Source organism: Streptomyces sp. NPDC032721 (assembly GCF_055579625.1).
The window spans coordinates 173,448-197,228 of record NZ_JBVIMX010000014.1 but is presented as its reverse complement, the minus strand read 5'-3'; the positions used below and the strand labels follow the sequence as shown (position 1 = coordinate 197,228).

Sequence of the window (23,781 nt, the reverse complement as noted above, 5' to 3'; positions counted from 1 at the left end):
AGGGCGTGTCTTTCGGATCAGGCCGACCAGGGGGGCCGTGCCCTCTTGGGGTGGCCGAGCGGGGCTGGGTGCGTGCACAGGCCCGCGACCCAGGCCTGAACCGAAAGACACGCCCTAAGCTGCTGGTCATGTTGAAGGTGGGCCTGACCGGTGGTATCGGCGCCGGCAAGAGTGAAGTGTCGCGGCTGCTCGCGTCGTACGGCGCGGTCGTCGTCGACGCGGACAAGATCGCACGTGAGGTCGTCGAGCCCGGGACTCCCGGGCTCGACGCCGTGGTGGCGGCGTTCGGCGAGGGGATCCTCGCGGCGGACGGCACGCTGGACCGGCCGGCGCTGGGCGCGATCGTCTTCTCCGACCCGGAGAAGCTCAGGACGCTCAACGGGATCGTGCACCCCCTGGTCGGAGCCAGGTCGGCCGAGTTGGAGCGGGCGGCGGGGGAGGACGCGGTCGTCGTCCACGACGTACCGCTGCTGACCGAGAACTCCCTCGCGCCGCTCTACGACCTCGTCGTGGTCGTCGACGCGTCGCCCGAGACGCAGCTGGACCGGCTGGTGCGGCTGCGGGGCATGAGCGAGGCGGACGCGCGCGGGCGGATGGCCGCGCAGGCGAGCAGGGAGCAGCGGCTCGCCGTCGCGGACCTGGTGATCGACAACGACGGGCCGCTGGCGGAGCTGGAGCCACAGGTGCGCAAGGTGTGGCGGGAGCTGAAGGACCGGGCGGGGCTCGGGAGTTAGCCCGCGCGCGATGTGTCGTACGGTGCCCCGGCGGGCCCTCCCGCCGGGGCATCTGTCATGCCGGGAGGGTGGCCGCCTCGCGCATCGTGGCCGTCAACTCGCCCCGCAGCCGGGCGAATTCGGGGGTGGCGCGCAGGGCCGCCGGATCGGTGCCGGGGTCCCGGGGCAGGTCCACGGACAGCTCGGTGACGATACGGCCCGGCGCGCCCGCCGGCGCCGCCATCACCAGGACCCGGGTGCCGAGCAGCACCGCCTCCTCCGCCGAGTGCGTCACGAACAGCACGGTGGTTCCCGAGGACGCCGCCAGCGTGCGGACCTCCTCCTGGAGGCGTTCGCGGGTGAGCGCGTCCAGCGCGGCGAACGGCTCGTCCATCAGCAGCAGCCGGGGCTCGCCCGCCAGCGCCCTCGCGATCGCCACCCGCTGCTGCTGCCCGCCCGACAGCTCCCAGGTGCGCCGCCCGCCCATGCCCGCCAGCCCCACCCGCTCCAGCAACTCCCCGATGCGGGGCGGGCGTTGCTCGCGCGGGACGCCGTGCCTGGCCAGGGCGAAGGCGAGGTTCCCGGCGACGGTGCGCCACGGGAACAGGCGGGGCTGCTGGAAGACGATGCCCGTGCCGCCGCCGGGGGCCGGGGCGGATCCCCGTACCAGCGCAGCGCCCTGCGAGGCGTGCTCGAAGCCCGCCACCACGCGCAGCAGGGTCGTCTTGCCGCAGCCGGAAGGGCCCACCAGGACGGTGAACTCGCCGTCGGCGAGGGTGAGGGAGACGTCCTCGACGGCGGTGGTCAGCGAGCGGTCGCCGCGTGCGCCACCTGCCCCGCGTGCGGTGCGCCCGTACCGCACGGTGACGTTCTCCAGTACCACCTCGGCGGGGCCGGCGGTCGTGGGCTCAGCGTGCGGCACGGGACAACTCCTCGACGGCGAGGGCCTTCTGGAAGTCGGCGAGCGGTGCCACCGCGTCCACCGCCTTCTGCCCCTTGAGGAAGTCGGCGGCGTCGCGCAGGTTCGCGGCGAGCTTGCCCGGGGCGCCCGGCCGGCCCAGATAGGCGTCCCCGGTCTGCTCCTTCGCGGTCAGCAGCACCAGCTGGCCGAGCTGCCGCTCGGCGTCGGCGGGCGAGATGTTGAGCTCCTTGCCGATCGACTCGGCCGCCTTCGCGGGGTCCGACTTGGCCTGGGAGACGGCCCGGTCCTGGGCCTTGAGCCAGGCGGTGACGATCTCGGGGTGGCGGTCGGCGAAGGCGTTGGTGACGATGCCCAGGTCGGCGGTCGGCCTGCCCGCGTCGGCGACCTTCCGGCTGGTGGTGAGGACCTTTCCGTCCTTCATCAGGTCGTCCAGGGTGGGCGTCCACACGTACGCCGCGTCGATGTCACCGCGCTTCCAGGCGGCCAGCGCGTCCTGCGGCTGGAGGTCGAGCACCTCGACGTCGGAGGCCGGGACGCCCGCCGACTTCAGGGCGGCGAGCAGCGAGTAGTGCGAGGTCGAGCCGAACGGGGCGGCGACCTTCTTCCCCGCCAGGTCCTTGACTCCGCCGATGCCCTTCTTCGCGACGAGTGCCTCGTTGTCACCGATCAGATCGTGGATCCACAGGACCTTGTACGGGATGTTCAGCGGTGCGGAGAGCCCCTTGGTGACCGGGCTGGAACCGGCGAGACCCAGGTCCACCGAGCCCGCGATGACGGCGGTGTTGACGTCGCCGCCGGAGTCGAACTTCACCCACTTCACGGACACGTCGGGCAGCGCCTTCTCCAGCAGCCGCTGGTTCTTCACCACCAGATCGGCGTTGGGTATCGACTGGTAGGCGATGCGGACGACCGTCTTCCCGGACGCGTCGCTGGCGCCGCTCGCGCTGTCCGCGCCGCCGAAGCCGCAGGCGGTGGCGGTGAGGGAGGTGAGCGCGGCGACGGCGGCGAGGAGGGTGGTGGTGCGGCGGGTGGTGCGGCGGGTGGCGCGGCGTGGGCGCGGGGACATGGCGGGGCTCCGGGTGGGGTGTGGTGGGGCGTAGGAACGGCGGCTGCGCGCGGTCGGTTCTCGGAGTGGGCGCACTTCTCGGCGCGGGTGCGCTTCTCGCGGTGGGTTCAGTTCTCGGCGCGGGTTCACTTCTGGCCGCGCCACGGGACGAGGTACCGCTCGGCGGTCCTGAGCAGGGCGTCGAGGAGGATGCCGGACAGGCCGATGGCGATGATGCCGACGATGACCACGGCGGTCTGGTTGTAGCGCTGCGCGTCGCGGATCATGCCGCCGATGCCGGGGACGCCGTTGATGGTCTCGGCCGCGACCACCGAGGTGTACGCGACGCCGACGGCGATCCGTACCCCCGTCAGGATCTCCGGCAGCGCGGCGGGAAGCCGTACCGACAGCAGCAGCGACAACTGCCCCGCGCCCAGCGCGCGGGCCGCCTCGACGAGGTGCTCGGGAACCGTCCGTACGGCGGCGGCGGTCGCGGCGGCGATCGGCGGCAGCGCCGCGATGATCAGCAGCCACACCTTGGGCGACTCGGCGATGCCGAACCAGATGACCAGCAGCGAGAGGTACGCGAGCGGGGGCAGCGTCCGCAGGAACGTCACGGCCGGTTCGAGTACGACGGCGATCGGGCGGACCGCGCCGATGAGCAGCCCGAGCGGCACCCCCGCGAGAACCGCGTAACCGGTGCCGATGCCGATCCGGCGCAGGCTTACCCCGAGGTGCTCGATCAGGAGGTGGCCGCTCTGCCCGCGCACCCCGTCGTGGACTGTCGACGACAGCACGAACTGGTGCCAGACCTCGCCGGGCGACGGCACCAGGACGCGCGGCCAGACCTCCGCCACGACCACGAGCTGCCAGGCGCCCAGCAGGACGGCCAGGGCGACGAGCCGCAGGGCCGCCCACCGCAGGGCGGCGAAGCGGGGGGTGCCGGCACGGGGCGAGGGGGTCACGGGCGCGGGCTCGGCGGTGGCGGGCTTCTCGGCGGGTGCGGTCAGGGTCATGCGCGCGCCGCTTCTTCGATGTGCGGTCCGGGTGCCACGGAGAGGTGCCCTTCCGTGTGCCTGTCCGGGTGCCCTTCCGTGTGCCCGTCCGCACGGTCGACGAGCGCGCGCAGCCGGGGCGCGACCTCTTCGCCGACCCGGTACGCCTCCTCCAGATGCGGATAGCCGGACAGGACGAACTCGTCGATGCCCAGGGCCCGGTACTCGTACAGCCGCTCGGCGACCTCGTCGTGCGAGCCGACGAGCGCGGTGCCCGCCCCTTCCCGTACGAGACCGATGCCCGCCCAGAGGTGGGGCGAGATCTCCAGCTTCGCGGCGTCCGCGCTGCCGCCGTGCAGGGCGGCCATCCTGGCCTGGCCCACGGAGTCCATCCGCGCGAACCTGGCCTGGCTGGCGCGTACCGCCTCCGGGTCGAGCCCGGCCAGGATGCGGTCCGCCTCGGCCCAGGCCTCGGCGGCGGTGTCACGGGCGATGACGTGCAGCCGCAGCCCGAACCGCAGGGGCGCGTGCGCACCGGGGGAGCCAGGCGCCCGGCCCGCCGCGTCCGCCTTGGCGCGCAGCCGCTCGATGCGCTCGGCGATCGCCGACGGGGGCTCTCCCCACAGCAGTTGTACGTCGGCGTGGCGCGCGGCCACCTCCTCGGCGGCGGGGGAAGCGCCGCCGAAGTAAAGCGGTACGGGGTGCTCCACGGCCGGGTCGGCGAGGCGCGCGCCCTGGAGGCGGAAGTGCGTGCCCTCGTGGTCGGCCTCCTCGCCGGAGAGCAGGGTGCGCAGGGCGGCCATGAGCTCGGCGGTGCGGGCGTACCGCTCGTCGTGCGCCAAGTGATCTCCGTATGCCCGCTGTTCGGCGGGGTCGCCCCCGGTCACCACGTTGAGCCGCAGCCGCCCGCCGGTGAACCTGCGGAACGCGTCCGCCTGCTGGGCCAGCAGGGTGGGACTGGCGAACCCGGCCCGGAACGCGACCAGGAATCCGATCCGGTCGGTGTGCTGGGCGAGCGCGGAGGTGAGGATCCACGGATCGACGCAACCGAGGCCCACGGGAGTCAACAGCGAGTGGAAACCGGCCTGTTCGGCGGCGCGCGCCACCTGCGAGAGATAGCCGATGTCGGCGGGCCGCCGGGTCGCGGCACTCGTCCGGCCCTGCACGGCGGTCACCCCGCCGGGGTCGCGGCCGTCACCGCCGGTGGGCAGGAACCAGTGCAGCAGGGGCTGGTGGGGCGCGAGGGGCGGAGTTCCGGGAACGGCGGCGGGCGCGTGGGTGGGCATGGGGGAGACCTCGGAGGCAGCGGGGAGCCCCGCAACGGCACACGGGCGCGGCGGGACTCCGTACGGAGGAGTGGGAAGAGGAAGGCAGGGTGGGGCGGGGCAGGGCTGGGGGAAGGGCGGAGCATGGCTGCGGGCCCGGCGGTGCCGGGGCGCGAGCGGAGAGGGCCGCGAAGGGGCGGCGGGCCGCCTACGGGCAGGCCGGAATCAGTGCGTCAGCAGCCGGACGTACGGCAGGAGGAGGCCCGACAGAGCATGGTCGAAACACGCAGCAGATCCACGTGACGACGCGATACGAGAACAGGGGCCATGCCCGCATCCTTGCTTCCCGGTGGGCCGCCCGACAACCGAAGTCCGGATGATGGACGAACGGGTCTCGGATGGCGGACCATCGATGATGGTGTCGACAGCGACGACAAAGCGACGACAAAGCGACGACGAGGAGGCGCACATGGTTGCCGTACGGGAAGTGCTGCGGGCGGACGCGGAGTTGGCGCAGTGGCTGGAGGAACTGGAGAGGCTGGAGGCATTGGAGGGGCCCGAGGGGGCGGCCGGACTGCCGCCAGGACTGCCGACAGGACTGCCGTCGGGGCTGCCGACGGAGCTGTCGGCGCGGCTGCCCAAGGGCGACGAACTGCTCGCCGCGCTGCTGGATCTGGCGGTTCCGCACGAGGACGTCAACCCGCTGATCGCGCTGGTGCCCAAGGTGGCGGACGACCCCGAGTGGAGCTGGCTGCGGGAGCGGTGCGTGCGGGCGATGGCGCGGGACATGGGGGTGCCGGGCGGCGGGTTGCGGATTCCGGTGCTGCCCGCGGAACTGGGTGTGGCCGGGCGGTACTTCGCGGTGACCGTGTTCCTGGCACTGCTTCCGTACGCGCGGGCCCACCACCGTGAACTCGGCATTCCGGCGGATATCTCCCGGCGGACCCTGGCCGACCTGGGGCGCAACATGGCCGTGCACCGCAGGCTGACGGGGACGGGCGGGCTGTTGGTGCCGTACTGGATACAGCTGCACTTCCGGGGCGAGATATACCAGTTGGGGCGGCTCCAGTTCCAGCTGACGACGGTGCTGGGGACGGCCGGTGCCTCTCTTGCGGAGGCGGGGCGCTCCGAGCGGGCCGGCGAGCCGTGTCTCAGCATCCACGTCCCGGACTTCTCCGGTCCGATCACACCGGAGGCGTGCGCGAACTCCCTGGCCGCCGCACGCGAGTTCTTCCCCCGGTACTACCCCGGGGTGAAGCTCGCGGTGGCGGTCTGCGAGTCCTGGCTGCTCGACCCGCAACTGCGCGAGTACCTCCCCGGCCACTCGAACATCGTCGCCTTCCAGGACCTCTTCGACCGGATCACCCCGGGCGAGGAGGAGTGCGACGACCGCACCGTCCGCTTCGTCTACGGCGACCCCGGCATCCCGGTGGCGGACCTTCCCACCCGTACGTCCCTGGAACGCGCGGTCGCCGGGCACCTCCGGGCGGGCCGGCACTGGTACGGCGGGGTCGGCTGGCTGGCACTCTGAGGCGCCGCACCCGGGTGGCCCTTCGCTCTGAGCACCGTTCTTCCCTGCGGGTCGTTCTGAGCACCGATCCTCGATGCGGGCCCGAGGCCCGGGGCACAGGATGGGAGCGACGACGACCGGACCGCACCTCCTCCTCTCCGCCGGGAGCGACCATGACCACCTTCACGCGCGCGTGCACGGCGACCGCGGTCGCACTCCTCGCCCTGGTCTCCTGCGTCGGCTCGGCACCACCCGAGGGAGGGAGCGGGGGCGGTACCGGATCCGCCTCGGCGGCACCGCCCGCGAGACCGGCCCTGACCGGCTCGCACCCCTGCCCGGACCTCCCGGCGACCACCTGCTCCGAGCTGACCGTGCCTCTGGACCGCGAGCACCGCAAGGGCACCCTCACACTGTCGGTCGCCGTCGCCGACAACACCAGGGCGCCGAAGGGCGTGCTGCTCTTCCTCTCCGGAGGGCCGGGACAGCCGGGTGTCGCGTACGTGAAGAAGGTGCGCGACTCGCTGCCCCGGGCGGTCGCCGACTACCGCCTCGTCATGATCGACCAGCGCGGTACGGGAAACACCGCGATCGACTGCCCGCAGCTTCAGCGGGAGGTGGGCGGCAGCGACACGGCGGTGCCCACGCGCGCGGCCGTGCGCGCGTGCGCCGACTCCCTGGGCGAGCGGCGGAACTTCTACACCACTGCCGACACCGTCGCCGACCTGGAGGACCTGCGGAAGGCGCTGGGCGCCGAAAAGTGGAGCCTGGACGGGGTCTCGTACGGGACCTTCACGGCGAGCCAGTACGCACTGACCCACCCCCGGCGCGTCAACCGGCTCGTCCTCGACTCCGTCGTCCCCCTGGACGGCGCCGACGGCCTCTACACGGCGGCCCTGCGCCACGCCGGCCAGGTGCTGCGCACCGCCTGCCGGGAACAGTCCTGCGGGTACGATCCGGCGGCCGATCTCGCCGAGGTCGTACGGCGGGACGGCAACGGCGTCGGCGTCTTCCACCTGCTCGTCGTGGCCAGCATCATCGACGCACCGCTGAAGGACCCCAGGTTCGGCATCCTGGGCGCCCTCCACAAGGCGGCGACCGGGGACTCCGTACAGCTCAAGCAGCTCGTCACCGGATTCGCCGAACCGGACGGCGCACCACCGGCGGAGTTCAGCTCCGGCCTGCACGCGGCCACGCTGTGCGCGGACACTCCGTTCCCGTGGGGCGACGCGGCAGCGCCGGAGAAGGGCAGGCAGGCGGCCCTGGACCGGGCCGTACGGCGGCTGAAAGAGCGCGATGTGTGGCCGTTCGAGACGCGTACGGCCGCCGAGCAGGGCATTCCGCAGACCTGCCTGCCGTGGCCTCGATCACGCTCCCACGACCTGTCCGACGGCTACCGGAAGCTCACGGCACCGGTGCTGCTGCTGGCGGGCGACCGGGACCTGTCCACCCCGCTGCCGTGGGCGCGGGACGCGCGGCGGCGACTGCCGCACGCCGAGCTGGTGGTCCTGAAGGGAGCGGGCCACTCCACCCAGCTGCGTGTCCACGCGGGGGCGGAGTCGGGGGCGCGGGCGGCGGAGAGTTTCCTCTTGAGGTGAGGAGAGTTTCCTCTTGGGGTGAAGGGGCTGTTCCGGGGCGGTCGCGGACCTACGGTGGCGGGGAGGGACGGACACGCGGAAGGAGTCCCGGTGGAACCGGAATTGATGGCGCTGGCCACGGCAGGTGCGACCACGCTGGTGACGCAGATGACGACGGACGGCTGGGCCCGGGCACGCGCCGCCCTCGGCAGATTCCTCTCGCGCGGCGGCGCCGAGGACGACCTGGAAACCGTCGAGGGCGAACTGGAGACCACCCGCAGCGAACTGGTCGCCCTCCGGGGCACCGACGACCCGGAGCTGGCGGCGGCCCTGCGGGGCGAGTGGCTGCTCAGGATCCGCCGCACCCTGGCGGCGGACCCGCAGTCGGCGGACCAACTCCGGGCGATCCTGCGGGAGCTGGACGCGGGGGAGGGGCGGGGCGGGGCGGACGGGGGCGGGGTGCACGTGGGCACGGTGCACAACACGATCTCGGGGGCCACGGGGAACGGGACGTACTTCCAGATCGGAGCGGTGGGCCGGCTGGTGAAGGGGGACGAGGGCCGGGGGTGAGGGGGCTGCCGCACCGCCCCCGGCGCCGTGGACCCCCGTTGTCAGACCCCGCCCGTAAACTTTCAGGTCCATGCAGGATCCCCGCGCTCACCTGCGCGAATCCGGACCGGAGAGGAGGGACGGGCACGATGGCCGTACCGCGCACAGCCCCGCAGACAGACCCGCGCACAGCCCCACTCGCATCCCCGCACACAGCCGCCCTCTACCTCCCCGCGCCCCTCCCTCGCGACTCGCGCGTCGCGCTCTGGCGCCCCGACGGCACCCCGCTGCCCGGGGCTGATGCCGAGATCACCGTCGTCCGGCGGCACGGTGCGGTCCTGCGTGCCCGTACCGTCCCCGCCCGGTTGCTGTCCCTCGACGAGGCGCTCCCGCTCCTCGTCGCCGCCCGGCACGACCCCGCCGCGCACCGCGCCACCCGCTGCTGGGGCGCCGCCGCCCTCCACGCCCTGCACCTCGTCGCGCGCGGGCTGCTGCTGCCCGGGCTCACCGCTGCCGACGAGGACGCCTGGCGGGCCGGGCCGCCGAGCGGTGACGACATCGCACAGCTGCGGGCCATCGCCGCCGCGATGCCGGTGGAGGCGTACGCGGTTCCGGTCGCGGACCACAAGCCGCTCCAGGTGCCCGATCCGGCCTATCTGGTGCGGTCGTTCGTCGACGCCGTCGCGGACACCCTGCCCCGCACACCCGCCGCCGGGCTCGCGTTCGACGCGCCCTTCGCCGCACGTCAGGCGCAGCACCTGCCGGGGCTGCGGGAGTGGGCCGCCGAGGTGGCGGCCGGTGCGGACGCGGGAGTGCGGGTCTCGCTGCGGCTGGACCTGCCCGCGTACGGGCTCTTCGACAGTCACGAGGAGGAGGGGGACGAGGGCGGAGGCCGGGCATCGCGCGGGCGCCCGGCCGGGGCCGCCGTCGTGCAGGTGCACAGCCTCGCGGACCCGACCCACCTCGTCGACGCGGCCGACCTCTGGGCGGGGGACGGGGGCGACCACTTCGGCCCCCGGGCCCGGATCGACACCGTTCTCGCGATCCGCAGGGCGGGCCGCGTCTGGCCGCCGCTCGCCCGGCTCCTGGAACAGCCCGTCCCCGACGTACTGCCGCTGTCCGACGAGGAGTTGTACGACCTGCTGGGCGCGGCGGCACACCGGCTGGAGGCGGTCGGGGTGCGCGTGCACTGGCCGCGCGAGCTGGCCCGTACGCTGACCGCCACCGCCGTGGTCCGCCCCGCACCCGGCTCGGCCACCGACGGCACCCCCTTCTTCGACGCCGACCACCTCTTCGACTTCAGCTGGCAGCTGGCGCTCGGCGGCGAGGAGCTGACCGAGGCCGAGATGGACGCTCTGGTGGAGGAGCACCGCCCGGTGGTCCGGCTGCGCGACCAGTGGGTGGTGGTCGACCCCGCGCTCGTACGCAAGGCGCGCAAGCGGCAGTTGGGGCTGCTGGACCCGGCCGACGCGCTCACGGTCGCGCTCACCGGCACGGCGGAGATCGACGGCGAGCAGGTCGAGGCGGTACCGGCCGGAGCGCTGGCCACCCTGCGCGACCGGCTCGCGCGCGGCGGCGCCGACGCCGTACCGCAGCCCGCCGCGCTGAACGCCACCCTGCGCGACTACCAGCTGCGCGGTCTGGCCTGGCTCGACCTGATGACCTCACTCGGCCTCGGCGGCTGCCTCGCCGACGACATGGGCCTCGGCAAGACCATCACCGTGATCGCCCTGCACCTGCACCGCGCCCGCAAGGCCCCCACCCTGGTCGTCTGCCCCGCCTCCCTCCTGGGCAACTGGCAGCGCGAGATCGAACGGTTCGCGCCCGGCGTCCCGGTCCGCCGCTTCCACGGCACCGGCCGCCACCTCGACGAGCTGACCGGCGGCTTCGTCCTCACCACGTACGGCACCATGCGCACCAGCGCCCCCGAACTCGCCACGTACGACTGGAACATGATCGTCGCCGACGAGGCCCAGCACCTCAAGAACCCCCGCTCCACCACCGCCAGGGCGCTGCGCACCATCCCCGCCCCGGCCCGCATCGCGCTCACCGGCACCCCCGTCGAGAACAACCTCTCCGAACTGTGGGCCCTCCTCGACTGGACCACCCCGGGGCTCCTCGGCCCGCTCACCACCTTCCGCGCCCGGCACGCGCGCGCGGTCGAGGGCGGCGAGGACCCGGACGCGGTGGAGCGGCTGTCCCGGCTCGTACGGCCCTTCCTGCTGCGCCGCAAGAAGTCCGACCCGGGCATCGCCCCCGAACTGCCGCCCAAGACCGAGACCGACCACCCGGTACCGCTCACCCGCGAGCAGGCCGCGCTCTACCAGGCGGCGGTGCACGAGACGATGGCCGCCATCGAGGCCTCCGAGGGCATCGCCCGACGCGGCCTGATCATGAAGCTGCTGACCTCCCTCAAACAGATCTGCAACCACCCCGCGCAGTACTTGAAGGAGGAGGGCTTGAAGGAGGGCGGCCCGGCGCAGGGCGGCCCGGCCGTGGCACCGGCGCGCCTCGCCGCCCGCTCCGGCAAGCTGGCCCTCCTCGACGAGCTCCTCGACACGATCCTCGCCGAGGAACAGTCGGTCCTGGTCTTCACGCAGTACGTGACCATGGGCCGGCTCCTCCAGCAGTACCTGTCGGCCCGCGCGATCCCCGCCCAGCTCCTGCACGGCGGGACCCCGGTCGCACAGCGCGAGGAGATGGTCGACCGCTTCCAGTCCGGCGAGGTCCCCGTCTTCCTGCTCTCCCTCAAAGCGGCGGGCACCGGCCTCAACCTCACCCGCGCCTCGCACGTCGTCCACTTCGACCGCTGGTGGAACCCGGCGGTCGAGGAGCAGGCCACCGACCGCGCGTACCGCATCGGCCAGACCCAGCCCGTCCAGGTCCACCGGCTGATCGCCGAGGGCACCGTCGAGGACCGCATCGCCGAACTCCTCGCCGCCAAGCGCTCGTTGGCGGACGCCATCCTCGGCAGCGGCGAGGCCGCCCTGACCGAGCTCAGCGACCGCGAGCTCGCGGACCTGGTGTCGCTGAGGAGGCCCTCATGACCCCCCGTACGCCACCGCCCGCACCCGCGGCCGACCGCCGCCGCACCTTCCCGCCGACCCCACAGACCACCGGACCGGCCACCACCTGGTGGGGCAGGGCCTGGGTGTCCGCCCTCGAAGACCTCTCGCTCGACCCGGCCAGACTCGCCCGGGGCCGGGAGTACGCCGACGCGGGCCACGTCGACACCATCACGGTCACCCCGGGCCGGGTGGTGGCCTACGTACGCGGCAGCCGGGCCCGCCCGTACCGCGCGGACATCCGTCTGCGCACCCTCCCCGACGAGGACTGGGACGAGTTCCTGGACGTGGCCGCCGACCACCCCGCGCACCTCGAAGCGCTCCTCGCCAAGACCATGCCGCACGCCCTCCTCGACCCGGACTCCTCCCTCTCCGGGATCCCCCTGCTGCCCGCGGCCGCCGGCGACGTGCTCCCCACCTGCACCTGCCCGGACGCCGGCCGCCCCTGCAAGCACGCCGCCGCCCTCTGCTACCAGGTGGCCCGCATCCTCGACGAGGACCCCTTCGTCGTCTTCCTGCTGCGCGGCAGGGACGAGCGGGAGATCCTCGACGCCCTCTCCCGCCGCAACGCCGCCCGCACCGCGAGCAGCGCCCGCACCGCCCCCACCGTGCCGACAATCACGGCCCGCGACGCCTTCGCCCGCGAACCCCTCGGCCTGCTCCCGGCGCCCTTCCCCCCGCCGCCGGTCCCCGGCACCCCGCCCTCCTACCCGGGCGGCCGGAAGGCCCCCGACCCGCTCGCCCTCGACCACCTGGCCACGGACGCGGCGGCCCGCGCCCACGCCCTGCTCACCACCGGCACCGACCCCCTCCGCGGCCTCGGCCCCTGGCAGGACGCCGTCCGCATCGCCGCCGCCCAGCCCGGCTCGGGGCTCACCGCCGCGACCCGCTCCCTCTACACCTCCCTCACCCGCGCACTCGGCCGCACCCCCACCGAGCTCGCCCGGGCGGTCTCCGCCTGGCGGCAGGGCGGCCCCGCCGCCCTCGCCGTACTCGATGAGCCCTGGGACCCGCCCGCGGGCCCCTTCGACCGCGCCCGCTCCACCCTGCACGCCCTGGGCCGCCACGACTTCCGCCCCTGGCGCAACCACCTCTCCGCCGACCGCTTCCAGCTCCGCTACGGCCAGGACGGCCTCTGGTACGGATACGAGTCGGACAGCGGCACCGACGACTGGTGGCCCAGCGGCCCACCGGGCGGCGACCCCGTCGACGTACTCAACGCCCTGCTGAACACCTGACCGGGCCGGCCTCCCCGGGGAAGCCGTACCACGGCGGCGCCGCCGGTACACCTCACGGGCCGTCAAGTAGCTTGTGCACAAGGGCCGTCGGCGGGGGAGGGGTGCGCACATGGGTGTCGAGTCGGGTGGCGTGCGGAACGACATCTCGGGAGTGGTGAGCGGGACCGTCGCACAGATCGGCACGGTGCGGGGCGACTTCCACCTCCACCCGGCCCCATCGCGTGAAGTGTTGACGCCACGTCAGATCCCGCTGCACACACAGCCGTTCGTCGGGCGTGACGCATGGCGTGCGGTGATCGACGAATGGCTCGACGCGAGCACCGGCGGCGTCGGAGTGGGCTGTGTGCACGCGCTCGCCGGTATGGGCAAGAGCCAGCTGGTCAGCCGGTGGGCCGAGGGGGTCCGCGACCGCTTCCCGGGCGGTGACCTCTACGTCGACTTCGGCGCGCTGCGCGGCCGCCGGGCCGGTGGTGACGTCGCGGAGGCACTGCGCGCCTGCCTGCGGGCGACGGGCGTCGACGACACCTACATGCCCTCCACCCTGCGGGAGTTGGAGGCGTGGTTCCGCAGCCGTACGGCCGAGCGCGGGGCCGTGCTGGTGGTGCTGGAGAACGTCACCGAGGACACCCAGGTCGCCTCCTTCTCACCGGGGGCGCCCGGCAGCCTCGTCCTGGTCACCAGCCAGGGGCCGCTGGGAAGGCTGCGGCCCCGGGGCGCCCGGCTGAGGTTCCTGGAACCGCTCACCGTCGAAGAGGGGCGCCAGGTGCTCGAATGGCACTGCGAGCCCTTCCCCGAACGCGTTACGAACGAGCCCGGGGCCGCCGCCCGCATCGTGCGTGCCTGCGCCGGAATGCCGATCGCCCTCCAGGTGGCCGGGGCCCTGCTGGCCGAGCGGCCCGACCGTCGCCTCGCCACCCTTGCCGACGAACTGGACGACGAGGGAAGCCGCCTGTCCGTCCTGTCCCTGGAAGGGGAGCCCGTCGTGACGACCTCGTTCGAACTGGCCTTCGCGAGCCTGCCCCCGGAGGCGGCCCGCCTCTACACCCTGCTCGGGCTGTGCCCGGCACCCCGCTGGGACGCCACGCTCGCCGCCGCCGTGGCGGACCGGGAGGAGGCGGCGGCCGGGGAACTGCTCGGCGTGCTGCGCAAGGCCGGGCTGGTCTTCCCGTACTCCGACGGGAGGTACGGATTCCACGAACTGGTCCGCCTGCACGCACGTGAACGGGCCGACGCGGTGCGCGACGGGGGCCCGGTCGTCGCCCGTACGACGGAGCGGCTGCTGGAGACGGCCGCGTACGCCGACCGGACGATCACAGGGGGCCGACTGCGCGCCGGGCGGCACGTCCAGCGGCTGCCGGACGCCCGGGGGCCGTTCCGGGACAAGGACGCCGCGCTGGACTGGCTGGACACCCGGCGGGCCGAGCTGATCGAGACGATGAGGGCCGCGGCGGCCCAACAACTCCACGGTTCGGTCGCCGAGTTGGCGGAGGCGCTCACCGCCCTCTTCCTCACCCGCAGGTACCTGGCCGACTGGCTGGTGTCCGGAGAGCTGGGAGTGGCCGCGGCCGTGGCGGGTGGCGACGCGTTCACCGAGGCCCGGCTGCGCTGCCTGCTGTCACGGCCGCTGCTCGACCTCGACGAGCGCGAGCGGGCCCGTACGGAGCTGGAAGCGGCGGTCGTACGGGCGGACGACAGCGGTGACGTACTGCTGCGGGCCTCCGCGCGCGAGTTCTACGGGCGATACCTGGACGCCTGCGAACCGCAGCGCGCGATCGCCAACTACGAGGAGGCGATGGCGCTGTACGAGGCGGCCGGCGACCACCGCGGAAAGGCCATCGGCCGCTACTTCCTCGGGCGTGCGCAGAGCGCGGCCAAGCGGTACGAGGCGGCGCGGGACACGCTGGAGGACGCGGTGCGCCGGTTCGCGGACCTGCCCGGCGGGCCCGACGAGCGGATGGGGGCCAGGGCCCTGGCCGCACTCGGCTCCGTACGCGCGCAACTCGGCGAAACGGACACGGCGCTCGCAGAGCTGACACGGGCCGCAGCGCAACTGGCAGGCGTCGGCGCCACCCACTACGAGGCGCAGGCACGCGAGGAACTGGCCGAGCTCCACGCCCTGACCGGCGACCACGCGGCGCGCGAGGAACAGCTGACCAGGGCACTGGAGATCTACGAAGCGGGCGGCAGCCCACGCGCCCGGGAACTGCGGGAACAACTGGAGCACCGCGAGGGCGGCCCGAACAACACAGGCAATACGAGCAACACTGGCAACTCAGCCGACGGCGGCCGTCCGTAGCACCACTTCCTCCTCCGCACCGGACCCCACCACCAGCGCGAAACGCCCGGCCAAGGGCTCCCCGGCCCACATCAGCGCGTGCACCACGGCGGCCAGCAGCGCCGGATCCGCCCCAGGGCCGGTGGCTGAAGCGTCCACTGCCCGCCCGTCGTCGAGCAGGATGCGGCAGCGTCCCCGCGACACCGGTCCGACCGCCAGTCGGGCCCGCGGATGGCGGGCCAGCGCACGCTCCGGATCGAGCGAGGTCAGCGTCTCGGCGCGCTGCCGCAGCCCGAGGTCCCGCTCCTCGTCGGAGCAGTGCAGATGACGGATCCCGCCGTCGTCGGCACTGCCCGCAGGGCCGAACTCGGCGACGGCCGCCGGGAAACGGCGTACCGTCACCCTCCCGGCCGCCGGTTCGAACCGGGCGGCGAGGTGAACGGCGTCCCCCGTCACCCAGGCACGCGGAACCGGATCCTCCGGTGCCAGCAGCCGGACCCGGCCGGGTGGCGCGGGCAGGTCCAGGGCCTCGTAGACCAGGCTGCGCAGTCGCGGCAGCGAGCGGCCCGGCGTGATCAGCGCGCTCTCGCCCAGTTTGCGCAGGAGTGCGGGGTCGTGACCGTCCACCGCCCGTTCGACCTGGGGGAGGTACGGAGCGGTGGGATCGAGGTACGGCGCGACCCGCCCCAGTTCGGCCATGGGCGTACCGGGGACGACCTCCGCCTCGGCGAACGCGCCCAGCAGGACGGGAGTGCCCAGCGCGGCACCGTAGAAGGTCACCGAACCGTGGTCGCCGATGAGGAGGTCGGCGGCGAGGAGCGCCGCCTGCCAGCCGTGCTCCGGAGGGATGCGCAGCAGCCCGGCGTCGAGGGCCGAGGCGAGCACCGTGTCCAGGTGGTAGTCGCCGTGGGCGGCCGGGATGTTGGGGTGCGTGACGAGCGCCACCGCGTACTCGTCCAGCGGGAGCTGGGCGAGCAGCCGGGCGGGCAGCAAGGTGTCCTGGCCCAGCACGGAGCGGTCGCGCCAGGTGGAGCTGACGACGACCAGCCGACGGCCGTCCCGGACACCGAGGACGCGCCGGTACCGGTCGCGCAGGTCCCGCCCGGCGTCGAGCATGTCGTGGCTGGGGTCACCGACCAGCACGGTACGACCGGCGCTCGCGGGGAACGACTCCCGCAACTGGACCGCCTGGTCGGGATGGGAGAGGGCCAGCAGGGCGCGCGGCAGCAGCGCCTCGGGAACCATCCCGGCGAGCCGGTCGTCCCGGCTGCGGGCATCGGGGACCCGCTTGTGGAAGCCGACCCCGTGGAGGAGGACCAGAACGGGGGTGCCGCGGTGGCCGCTCGCGTCGACGAGGTCGGCGTTCTCGGTGGCGGTGACGATCAGGTCCGGTGCGGGGGACAGGGCGCGGAACTGGTCCCAGGGGAGCGTACGTATCCCGAGCGAGCAGAGCAGCTCCAGTACGCCGCCGCTGAACGCGGAGGTGGGGTCGTACGCGAACAGGAGGTCGACCCGGGGATCGTCACGCAGCACGGGCCGCAGAACGTCGAGGACCCGGACCGTGGAGGTGACGGTACGGGCGACGGCGACGAGGGTGCGGCGGCCGGGGAGGGTACGCCAGCGGTCGGCGTCCGGGCCGACGGGGACGCGGAGACGGGGGAGCGGGGAGACGAGGGGGACGGCACCGGCATCAGGGACGGAGGCAGCGGCGAACCGTGGACCGCGCGCACTTCGCGGTTCGCGGTTCGCGGTTCGCGGTTCGCGGTTCGCGGTTCGCGGTTCGCGATCATGGTCCGATTAGCGTGTATCACCCCGGACCACAACCCCTCGGCGTCTGATCGTTCCGCCGTCCCCCGGCCCCGACACCGTACGACAAGCACCGCCCGGCAGCCGCCCGAGGGTGAAGGCCGGCGTTCACCCCCCGGAAGTGGTGCCCACCTCCTTCGTCTCCGGCGCCCACGCCACCGACGCCACCGTCCCGATCAGCAGCACCCCCGCCAGCCAGTACATCGACCAGCTCAGGCCGAGCGACTCCAGGCTCACCGGCAGGACGAACGTGCCGATCGCCGACGCGATGCGGCTCGTGCCGTTGAGGAAGCCGACGCCGGTGGCGCGCAGGTGGGTGGGGTAGAGCTCGGCGGGATAGACCTGGGTGAGGTTGGAGGCGCCCGCCATGACGAAGGTGTAGACGAGGAACGGGATCATCAGGGCCACCGAGGAGGCATGACTGAGGGCGCCCATCAGGGTCAGGGCGCAGGTCATCACGGCGAAGGTGGTGATCACCAGGGGGCGGCGGCCGGTGCGTTGCAGGAACCACAGGCCGATGACGCCGCCGGCCAGCAGGAAGAGGTTGAGGAGGAAGTTCTGGAGGTCGGCGTCCTCGACGTCCAGGGCGAGCAGGATCGTCGGCATGAAGGTGTAGATCGCGAAGTACGGCAGGACCTGGGCGCTGTAGAAGATCAGGCCGAACCAGGTGCGGCGCGACTGGCCGGGCGCGAACAGTTCGCGGTACGCCGCCGCAGACGTGGCCGACGGGGCGACGGCGGCGGCCACGGCCGTGTCGCCCAGTTCGGACCGCAGATAGCGGCGGGCGATCTCCCTGGCCTCCGCCACCCGCCCCTGGCTGACCAGCCAGCTCGGCGACTCCGGGGTGCCGAAGCGCAGCAGGAGCACCAGGGCGGCGGGCAGCGCGCCCGACGCGAGGAGGAGGTACGCGGCGTGCTCGGTGCCGCCGAGCCAGGTGCCGAGGATCCCGGCCAGGACGTAACCGACCGTCCACATCACGGTGAGGGAGCCGAGCAGCAGCCCGCGCAGCCGCTTCGGCGCGAACTCCGACAGCATCGTAGGACCGACCGCGTAGTCCGCCCCGAGACCGAAGCCGATCAGCAGGCGCAGGACGAAGAGGACGGCGGGATCGTGCGCCCAGAGCTGGAGGGCGGAGGCGACGGTGATCAGTACGAAGTTGTAGATGTACAGCTTCTGGCGGCCGATGATGTCGCCGACCCGGCCCAGCACGATGCTGCCGAAGAACAGCCCGATCAGCGCCGAAGCACCCAGCAGTCCCTGCCAGACGCCGGAGAGGTGGCGGGCGTCCGTGAGGGTGGTCAGGACGGCGCCGATCATGCCGAGCGCGTACCCGTCGGAGAAGTTCGCGCCGAAGGTGGTGGCGGTGACCCGCAGGTGGAAGGGGCGCAGCGGCGCTTCGTCGAGCGAGGGGGCGAGCTCCGCTCCGTCGTGGGGACGTGGCGCAGGGGTGGTCATCGCGGCTGGTACCTCGCCTGGTGTGTGGGGGGTGTCATCCTCCCCCGCCGGCGCCCTTCAACCCCCTGCCCGCCACGCCTCCAGCACCGTCTCGATCGCCTCCGCCACCCGTGCCCGCGCCTCGTGCCGGGGGACGCCCGCCATCAGCAGGCTGTCGTACGGGGTGTCCTCGTGCCGCACCGCGGCCCGCACCGCCGCCGTCACGGCGCCCTCGTCCAGGGCGCGCCCCGCGGCGCTGCGGCCGACCCGGCCGCTGCCCCGCTGTGCGGTGTGGGCGGCGACGGCGCGGGCCCGCTCCGGCGGGCAGCCGGGGAAGAGGCCGAGGATCGCGGCGGCGAAGGAGGCCGTGAAGGTGACGTCCCCGGCGGCCCGGCGGGCGGCGTCCCTGACCCTGCGGCGCTCCCGGGCGTCGGCGTCCGCGAGGCAGGCCGACTCGGCGCGGGCCAGGGCCTGTTCCTCGACGAGCAGGCCCTGACGTTCGTACCGCTTGCGGCGCCGGTGGAAGCGGACGACCACCGCCCACAGCGCACTGCCCTCCCGGGCACGGCGGGTGAGGGCGGCGTTGCCGCGCGGCAGCAGGACGAGGTGGCCGAGGTCGGCGCAGTCCAGGCAGCGCGGCGCGTTGAACTCCAGCACGTGGAGGGGGAGCGGGCCCTGCCGGCACTCCGCGCAGTGGCGGCGCCTGAGCGGCTCGATGACGACGGGACCGGCCAGGGGGTACGTCACCGGGTCGGGCGTGCCCGTCGGGTCGGGCGGATCCGTCGGCTCGTGCGGGCCCGTCGGGTCGGGCGGATCCGTCGGTTCCGCCGGGAGGGAAGTCATGCCAAGGACTTACCGTCCTTCGCCGATCAATAATCGCTGGAACAGTGGACGTTGACGCTGTTAGCTTTCCGGTGTGGCGAAACTCAATCAGATCATCGCAGTCGAGAAAGGCGTCAAGTCCAAGGCACACCAGGACCTGACGGCGGCCCATCACGGTCTCCAGAAACCGGGCCTGTTGGCGGGCATTTCCCGTACGTATCAGCCGAAGGACGAGGAGGGCGAGCAGCTTCCGCCCGAGTCGACGCGAGTGCAGGTGAAGGCCGAGGACGTACTGCGCGACACCGCGAACGCACTCACCCGCCTTTTCGACGTGACCGCCACCAAGGACTGGGCGAATTGTGAGGCGCGCGCAGATGTCGAGGTGGACGGCAGGGTACTGCTGAATTCCGTGCCCGTCTCCTATCTGCTCTTCCTGGAGAAGCAGTTGACGGACATCCACACCTTCGTGCGCAAGCTGCCCGTGCTGGACGCCGCCGAGTCGTGGGCGCAGGACCCCTCGACGGACGCCTGGAAGACCGACCCGCCGGTCCGTACCGTTCGTACGAAGAAGGTGCCGCGCAATCACGTCAAGGCGGAGGCGACCGAGAAGCACCCGGCGCAGGTCGAGGTGTACTACGAGGACGTACCGGTCGGCTACTGGACGACCGTGAAGTTCTCCGGAGCGCTGCCCGCGCGGCGGGTCAACGAACTCCTCGGCCGGGTCGAAAAGCTCCAGCAGGCGGTCAAGTACGCCCGTGAGGAGGCGAACGGCGCCGAGGTCACCGACCGGCGCGTCGGGGACGTGGTGTTCGGCTACCTCTTCGGGTAGCGTCAAAAACTCCCCTGCCGCCGAAGTGCGGTGGGGGTGCGCCAGGAGCGCAAGCTGAAGATGAGGCTTGTCGTGATGCGCGGTTCCAGTGGAGGTTCAAATCCTCCCCGCAGCATTCGGGCTGCGGTAGCCCAATTCCGGCAGAGGCAGACCGCGTTCAATCTCAGACTATTGCTCCAGACTCAGCATTGCCGTCGATCACCGGATCGACCGGGCGAGGGCTTTGATCGCTGGATGCTGGTTCAATTCCAGCCCGTGCAGCTTTTGTTCTGAACGACCCGACGATGCGCGGTAGTTTAAAGGCAGAACACAGCGATGTGACGACTGACCCTCGCCCTCAAGTGTGCCGGTGTGCGCATGACGACGGCACCTACAGGGCTCGGAGGATGGCCAAATCCTCCGAGTCCGCTCCGGCATTTCCGGGACCGGGGCCGGGACCGGGGAATGGGTCAGGGGAATGGGTCAGGGCCTGCAGCAGGGCCGGGAGCCGCCGCCCCGGCGAGTGCGCTCGCCAGCTTCTCCCTGGCCGCCGTCTGCGCCGCGATCCGCGCGTCCAGCACCGCCAGCCGCTCCCGCGCGATCCTGAGCGCACCGTCCGACGGCGCGGCGTCGAGCACGTTCCCGTCCAGGCACGGACCGAAGGCCTGTACGTCCTCCAACGTCAGCCCCACGTCCAGGAGTTGACGGATGTTGCGCACCCGGACCACGGCCGACCCGGCGTCGTACTCCCGATAGCCGTTCGGCGAGCGGAGGGACGTGAGCAGGCCCGCCTGTTCGTAGTGGCGCAGGGCGCGGGGCGTGCAGCCCGTCGCCCGCGCGAGTTCCCCGATGCGCATCCCGCGCCCCTCCTCCTGCCGTACGGGTCAGGCGACCACCGCACCCCCGTCCACCGCGAGCACCGTACCCGTCACGAACGACGCCTCGGGCGACGCGAGCCGGGTGATCGCCCAGGCGACCTCCTGCGGGCGGCCGATCCGGGCCATCGGGGTGTGCGCGATCTGCCACCTCCGTACCGCGTCCTGCCGCTCGGCCGACAGGCCCTGGTGCGCGCCGATCGGGGTGTCGATCGCGCCTGGGGCGACGGCCACGACCCGGATTCCGCGCGGGGCGAGCTCCACCGCCCAGCTGCGGGTGAGCAGTTCGAGCGCGGCCTTCGTCGCGGCGTACACGGAGTTCCCCGGCCAGCCGCGCTGCCCCACCGAAGTGGTCACGTTGACCACGACCCCGCCGGCACCCTCGCCGTCCTTGCTGAATGCGGGCAGTGCGGCCTGCGTCAGCAGCACCGGTGCGACGAGGTTCGTGGCGAGCTGGGACTCGATGCCGGGGCGGGTGTACGTGCCGAGGGCGCCCTCGCCCACGATCCCGGCGTTGTTGACGAGTACATCGAGACGGCCGTACGTCTCCGTGGCCGCGCGGACGACGGCCTCGGCCGCGCCGTCCTCGGTGAGGTCCGCCACGAACGGGACGATCCGCCCGCCGCCCCGGGGCTCCACGGCGGCAGCCGTCTCCGCGAGGGGCTCCGCCCTGCGGCCCACCGCGATCACCGCCGCCCCCTCGGCGGCGAAGGCGAGCGCGGTGGCGCGGCCGATGCCGGTGCCCGCCCCGGTGACGACGACGGCCCGGCGGTCCTGGTTGTTGCTGCTGTTGCGTGCGCTGTTCATGACGGTGATGCTCCGACCCTGCCGCCAACGGCAAGGTCAAGCGGAAGCCGTCGGCCGGACCGGCGATGATGGCCGGGTGCAGCTCCGACCGATCACCTGGGAACGCCTCGCCGACACCCTCGCCGACCACCTCGACACCCGTACGCCTGCCGACGGCAGCCCCTGGCTGAAGGTCGCCGTGGACGGTGCGCCCGCCGCCCGCACCGCCGAATGCGCCGAGCGGATCGCGGCCGCACTCCGCCTGCGCGGACGTACCGTCCACGTCGTCGACACCGAGGGCTTCCTGCGCCCCGCCTCGCTGCGCTTCGAGTACGGGAAGCGGGACCCCGACACGTACTTCGACGGCTGGTTCGACACCGGAGCGCTCTGGCGGGAGGTGTTCGGCCCCCTGGAACCCGGCGGCACCGGACGCGTGCTGCCCGACCTCTGGGACCCGGCCACCGACCGCGCGACCCGCAGCCCGTACCGCCAACTCCCGGACGGTGCGGTGCTGTTGCTGCACGGACCGCTGCTGCTCGGGCGCTGGTTCCCGTTCGATCTGTCGGTGTACGTACGACTGTCGGCGGGCGCGCTGCGGCGACGTACCGACGAGGGCGAGCAGTGGATGCTGCCCGCCTTCGTGCGTTACGAGGAGGAGGTCGGCCCCTTGGACGCCGCGGACGTGGTCGTACGGGCCGACGACCCGCGGCATCCGGCCTGGACGGGCCTGCCCGACCACCAGCGGCAGTGACCACCGGCGGCAGTGACTACCTGTGGCTGCGTCCGCGGACGCGGCTCCGGCCCCGGCTCCGCCCGCTGCCCTTGAAACGGTCCAGTGCGGCGACGCCGAGCGCGGCGAGAGCGATCTGGATGAGCCACTCGACCCAGTCGACGCCCTTGGTGTCGGACACACCGAACGCCTCGGCGATCGCCGCGCCCGCGAGTGCGGCGAGGATACCCACCGCGATGGTCCACAGGATGCCGATGCGCTGCCGGCCAGGGACCACGAGCCGGCCGAGCACGCCGATGACGATGCCGATCACGAGTGCGCTGATGACGCCTGATATCTCCATGGCCGTAGCTCCCTGTAGAGGCCTGTGCCCTTACCTGTGCCCATACCTGTGCCCTGAGTACGCCGGGGCACGCCTTGCCGGTATTGCCGGTTTGGGTTGATTCGGCGAGCATCTGAGGTGCACGGGGCGAGAGGCGACGGGCGGGAGCCCGAGGGCCGGAAGGGACCACCACCATGGCCAGTACGGCGGGCATCGACCTCACCCGCGTCCTCGACGCACCGAGGGAGCGGGTGTACGAGGCGTGGACGGAGCCCGAACGGTTCGCGGGCTGGTTCGGAGCCGCGCTCGACGTCCCGGTGGACGGGGTGCTCCTGGACGTCAGACCGGGCGGCGCCTGGCACGCGACGATGATCGCGCCCGACGGGGCGGAACTGCCGTTCTGGGGCGAGTACCAGGAGGTCGTACGGCCGGAACGGCTGATGCTCACCCTCGCCGACCGCAGCTCGGACGACGGGGCCGAGGGAGAGCTGGTGACCGTGGCGTTCGCGGATCTGGGGGAGGGGCGGACCGGGATGCGGTTCCAGCAGATCGGCGCCAACCTCACGGCGGAGGAGTACGCCCGGGCGGAGGCGGGATGGAACGGCTTCTTCGACCACCTCGCCGCACAGCTGGCCGGAAGTGCTCGCTAAGGTGACCGGCCATGACGACAATTGATCAAGTTTCTTCCGCTCCTGCCTCGTTCGCCGTCCACATTCCGGACGCGGAACTGGAGGCCGAGCCGCTCGACCCGGAGCAGATCGTCTCCGGCACCCCGGAGGTCACCGGCAAGGTGCTGTGGGAGTCCCCGGACGGCAAGCAGTTGCGCGGGATCTGGCAGATCACGCCGGGCGTGGTGACCGACACCGAGGCCAACGAGCTCTTCGTGGTGGTCAGCGGTCGTGCCACCGTCGCGGTGGAGGGCGGCGCGACCCTGGAGATCGGACCGGGCGACGCGTGTGTGCTGCGCGAGGGCGACCGTACGACCTGGACGGTGCACGAGACGCTGCGCAAGGCCTACCACATCACCCTCTGAATCCCCCTTCGAGG

21 protein-coding genes are annotated in these 23,781 nt (G+C 73.0%); 11 read left to right on the top strand and 10 right to left on the bottom strand.

The window, feature by feature from the left end; all coding sequences use genetic code 11:
• Positions 1-128 precede the first annotated feature (128 nt).
• Entirely contained in the window at positions 129-734 is a 606-nt protein-coding gene (gene coaE, locus ACZ5PB_RS28340) for a dephospho-CoA kinase (protein WP_468694871.1), read from the top strand.
• A gap of 55 nt (positions 735-789) precedes the next feature.
• On the opposite strand, the gene ACZ5PB_RS28335 is transcribed toward coaE, so the two are convergent.
• The 4 genes from ACZ5PB_RS28335 to ACZ5PB_RS28320 all read right to left on the bottom strand — a co-directional run bounded on the left by ACZ5PB_RS28335 (position 790) and on the right by ACZ5PB_RS28320 (position 4,961).
• On the bottom strand, positions 790-1,635 hold the full coding sequence (locus ACZ5PB_RS28335; RefSeq protein ID WP_468694869.1) for an ABC transporter ATP-binding protein: 846 nt from the start codon (positions 1,633-1,635) through the stop codon (positions 790-792).
• The gene (locus tag ACZ5PB_RS28330; RefSeq protein ID WP_468694868.1) at positions 1,622-2,701 is read right to left on the bottom strand and encodes a taurine ABC transporter substrate-binding protein; all 1,080 of its coding nucleotides are present in this window, start codon (positions 2,699-2,701) and stop codon (positions 1,622-1,624) included. Before ACZ5PB_RS28330 ends, ACZ5PB_RS28335 begins: the two co-directional genes overlap by 14 nt.
• Before the next feature lie 125 nt (positions 2,702-2,826).
• Positions 2,827-3,696 (bottom strand): ABC transporter permease, encoded by an 870-nt coding sequence (locus ACZ5PB_RS28325; protein ID WP_468694865.1) that lies wholly within the window; start codon positions 3,694-3,696, stop codon positions 2,827-2,829.
• Positions 3,693-4,961 (bottom strand): LLM class flavin-dependent oxidoreductase, encoded by a 1,269-nt coding sequence (locus ACZ5PB_RS28320; RefSeq protein WP_468694864.1) that lies wholly within the window; start codon positions 4,959-4,961, stop codon positions 3,693-3,695. The genes ACZ5PB_RS28325 and ACZ5PB_RS28320 overlap by 4 nt, the downstream gene beginning before the upstream one ends.
• Positions 4,962-5,409: 448 nt before the next feature.
• On the opposite strand from ACZ5PB_RS28320, the gene ACZ5PB_RS28315 reads away from it, so the two are divergent.
• From ACZ5PB_RS28315 to ACZ5PB_RS28290, 6 genes are all read left to right on the top strand, one after another.
• The gene (locus ACZ5PB_RS28315; protein WP_468694863.1) at positions 5,410-6,471 is read left to right on the top strand and encodes an acyltransferase domain-containing protein; all 1,062 of its coding nucleotides are present in this window, start codon (positions 5,410-5,412) and stop codon (positions 6,469-6,471) included.
• Between the two features lie 152 nt (positions 6,472-6,623).
• Complete coding sequence (locus ACZ5PB_RS28310; RefSeq protein ID WP_468694861.1) at positions 6,624-8,045, top strand: alpha/beta hydrolase; 1,422 nt, start codon at positions 6,624-6,626, stop codon at positions 8,043-8,045.
• A 90-nt stretch (positions 8,046-8,135) separates the two neighbouring features.
• Complete coding sequence (locus ACZ5PB_RS28305; RefSeq protein ID WP_468694859.1) at positions 8,136-8,594, top strand: hypothetical protein; 459 nt, start codon at positions 8,136-8,138, stop codon at positions 8,592-8,594.
• Between the two features lie 128 nt (positions 8,595-8,722).
• On the top strand, positions 8,723-11,620 hold the full coding sequence (locus ACZ5PB_RS28300; protein WP_468694858.1) for a DEAD/DEAH box helicase: 2,898 nt from the start codon (positions 8,723-8,725) through the stop codon (positions 11,618-11,620).
• Entirely contained in the window at positions 11,617-12,876 is a 1,260-nt protein-coding gene (locus ACZ5PB_RS28295; protein WP_468694856.1) for an SWIM zinc finger family protein, read from the top strand. The genes ACZ5PB_RS28300 and ACZ5PB_RS28295 overlap by 4 nt, the downstream gene beginning before the upstream one ends.
• Positions 12,877-12,985: 109 nt before the next feature.
• Complete coding sequence (locus ACZ5PB_RS28290) at positions 12,986-15,172, top strand: tetratricopeptide repeat protein (protein WP_468694854.1); 2,187 nt, start codon at positions 12,986-12,988, stop codon at positions 15,170-15,172.
• Here the strand turns inward: ACZ5PB_RS28290 and ACZ5PB_RS28285 are convergent.
• From ACZ5PB_RS28285 to ACZ5PB_RS28275, 3 genes are all read right to left on the bottom strand, one after another.
• Entirely contained in the window at positions 15,149-16,684 is a 1,536-nt protein-coding gene (locus ACZ5PB_RS28285) for a CDP-glycerol glycerophosphotransferase family protein (RefSeq protein ID WP_468694853.1), read from the bottom strand. The genes ACZ5PB_RS28290 and ACZ5PB_RS28285 overlap by 24 nt on opposite strands.
• A gap of 381 nt (positions 16,685-17,065) precedes the next feature.
• A complete protein-coding gene (locus tag ACZ5PB_RS28280) occupies positions 17,066-18,412 on the bottom strand; it encodes an MFS transporter (RefSeq protein WP_468694851.1) in 1,347 nt (448 codons plus the stop codon).
• 57 nt (positions 18,413-18,469) lie between these two features.
• Positions 18,470-19,234: a DUF2293 domain-containing protein gene (locus ACZ5PB_RS28275; protein ID WP_468694847.1), complete on the bottom strand. Its 765-nt coding sequence runs from the start codon at positions 19,232-19,234 to the stop codon at positions 18,470-18,472.
• Between the two features lie 73 nt (positions 19,235-19,307).
• Between ACZ5PB_RS28275 and ACZ5PB_RS28270 the strand changes: the two genes are divergently transcribed.
• On the top strand, positions 19,308-20,042 hold the full coding sequence (locus ACZ5PB_RS28270) for a DUF7873 family protein (RefSeq protein ID WP_468694845.1): 735 nt from the start codon (positions 19,308-19,310) through the stop codon (positions 20,040-20,042).
• A 449-nt stretch (positions 20,043-20,491) separates the two neighbouring features.
• On the opposite strand, the gene ACZ5PB_RS28265 is transcribed toward ACZ5PB_RS28270, so the two are convergent.
• Together ACZ5PB_RS28265 and ACZ5PB_RS28260 are read right to left on the bottom strand one after the other, a co-directional pair.
• Positions 20,492-20,878 carry a MerR family transcriptional regulator gene (locus ACZ5PB_RS28265; protein ID WP_468694843.1) on the bottom strand — a complete coding sequence of 129 codons (387 nt, stop codon included), beginning with the start codon at positions 20,876-20,878 and terminating at the stop codon, positions 20,492-20,494.
• Positions 20,879-20,905: 27 nt separating this feature from the next.
• Positions 20,906-21,703, bottom strand: coding sequence for an SDR family NAD(P)-dependent oxidoreductase (locus ACZ5PB_RS28260; RefSeq protein ID WP_468694842.1), 798 nt, complete (start codon positions 21,701-21,703; stop codon positions 20,906-20,908).
• Positions 21,704-21,779: 76 nt separating this feature from the next.
• Between ACZ5PB_RS28260 and ACZ5PB_RS28255 the strand changes: the two genes are divergently transcribed.
• A complete protein-coding gene (locus tag ACZ5PB_RS28255) occupies positions 21,780-22,433 on the top strand; it encodes a nucleoside/nucleotide kinase family protein (RefSeq protein WP_468694840.1) in 654 nt (217 codons plus the stop codon).
• Between the two features lie 16 nt (positions 22,434-22,449).
• On the opposite strand, the gene ACZ5PB_RS28250 is transcribed toward ACZ5PB_RS28255, so the two are convergent.
• Entirely contained in the window at positions 22,450-22,755 is a 306-nt protein-coding gene (locus tag ACZ5PB_RS28250) for a GlsB/YeaQ/YmgE family stress response membrane protein (protein WP_468694838.1), read from the bottom strand.
• 173 nt (positions 22,756-22,928) lie between these two features.
• On the opposite strand from ACZ5PB_RS28250, the gene ACZ5PB_RS28245 reads away from it, so the two are divergent.
• Together ACZ5PB_RS28245 and ACZ5PB_RS28240 are read left to right on the top strand one after the other, a co-directional pair.
• Complete coding sequence (locus tag ACZ5PB_RS28245) at positions 22,929-23,384, top strand: SRPBCC family protein (protein WP_468694835.1); 456 nt, start codon at positions 22,929-22,931, stop codon at positions 23,382-23,384.
• Between the two features lie 11 nt (positions 23,385-23,395).
• Positions 23,396-23,767, top strand: a complete 372-nt coding sequence (locus tag ACZ5PB_RS28240) for a cupin domain-containing protein (protein WP_468694834.1) — start codon at positions 23,396-23,398, stop codon at positions 23,765-23,767.
• Positions 23,768-23,781: the final 14 nt, after the last annotated feature.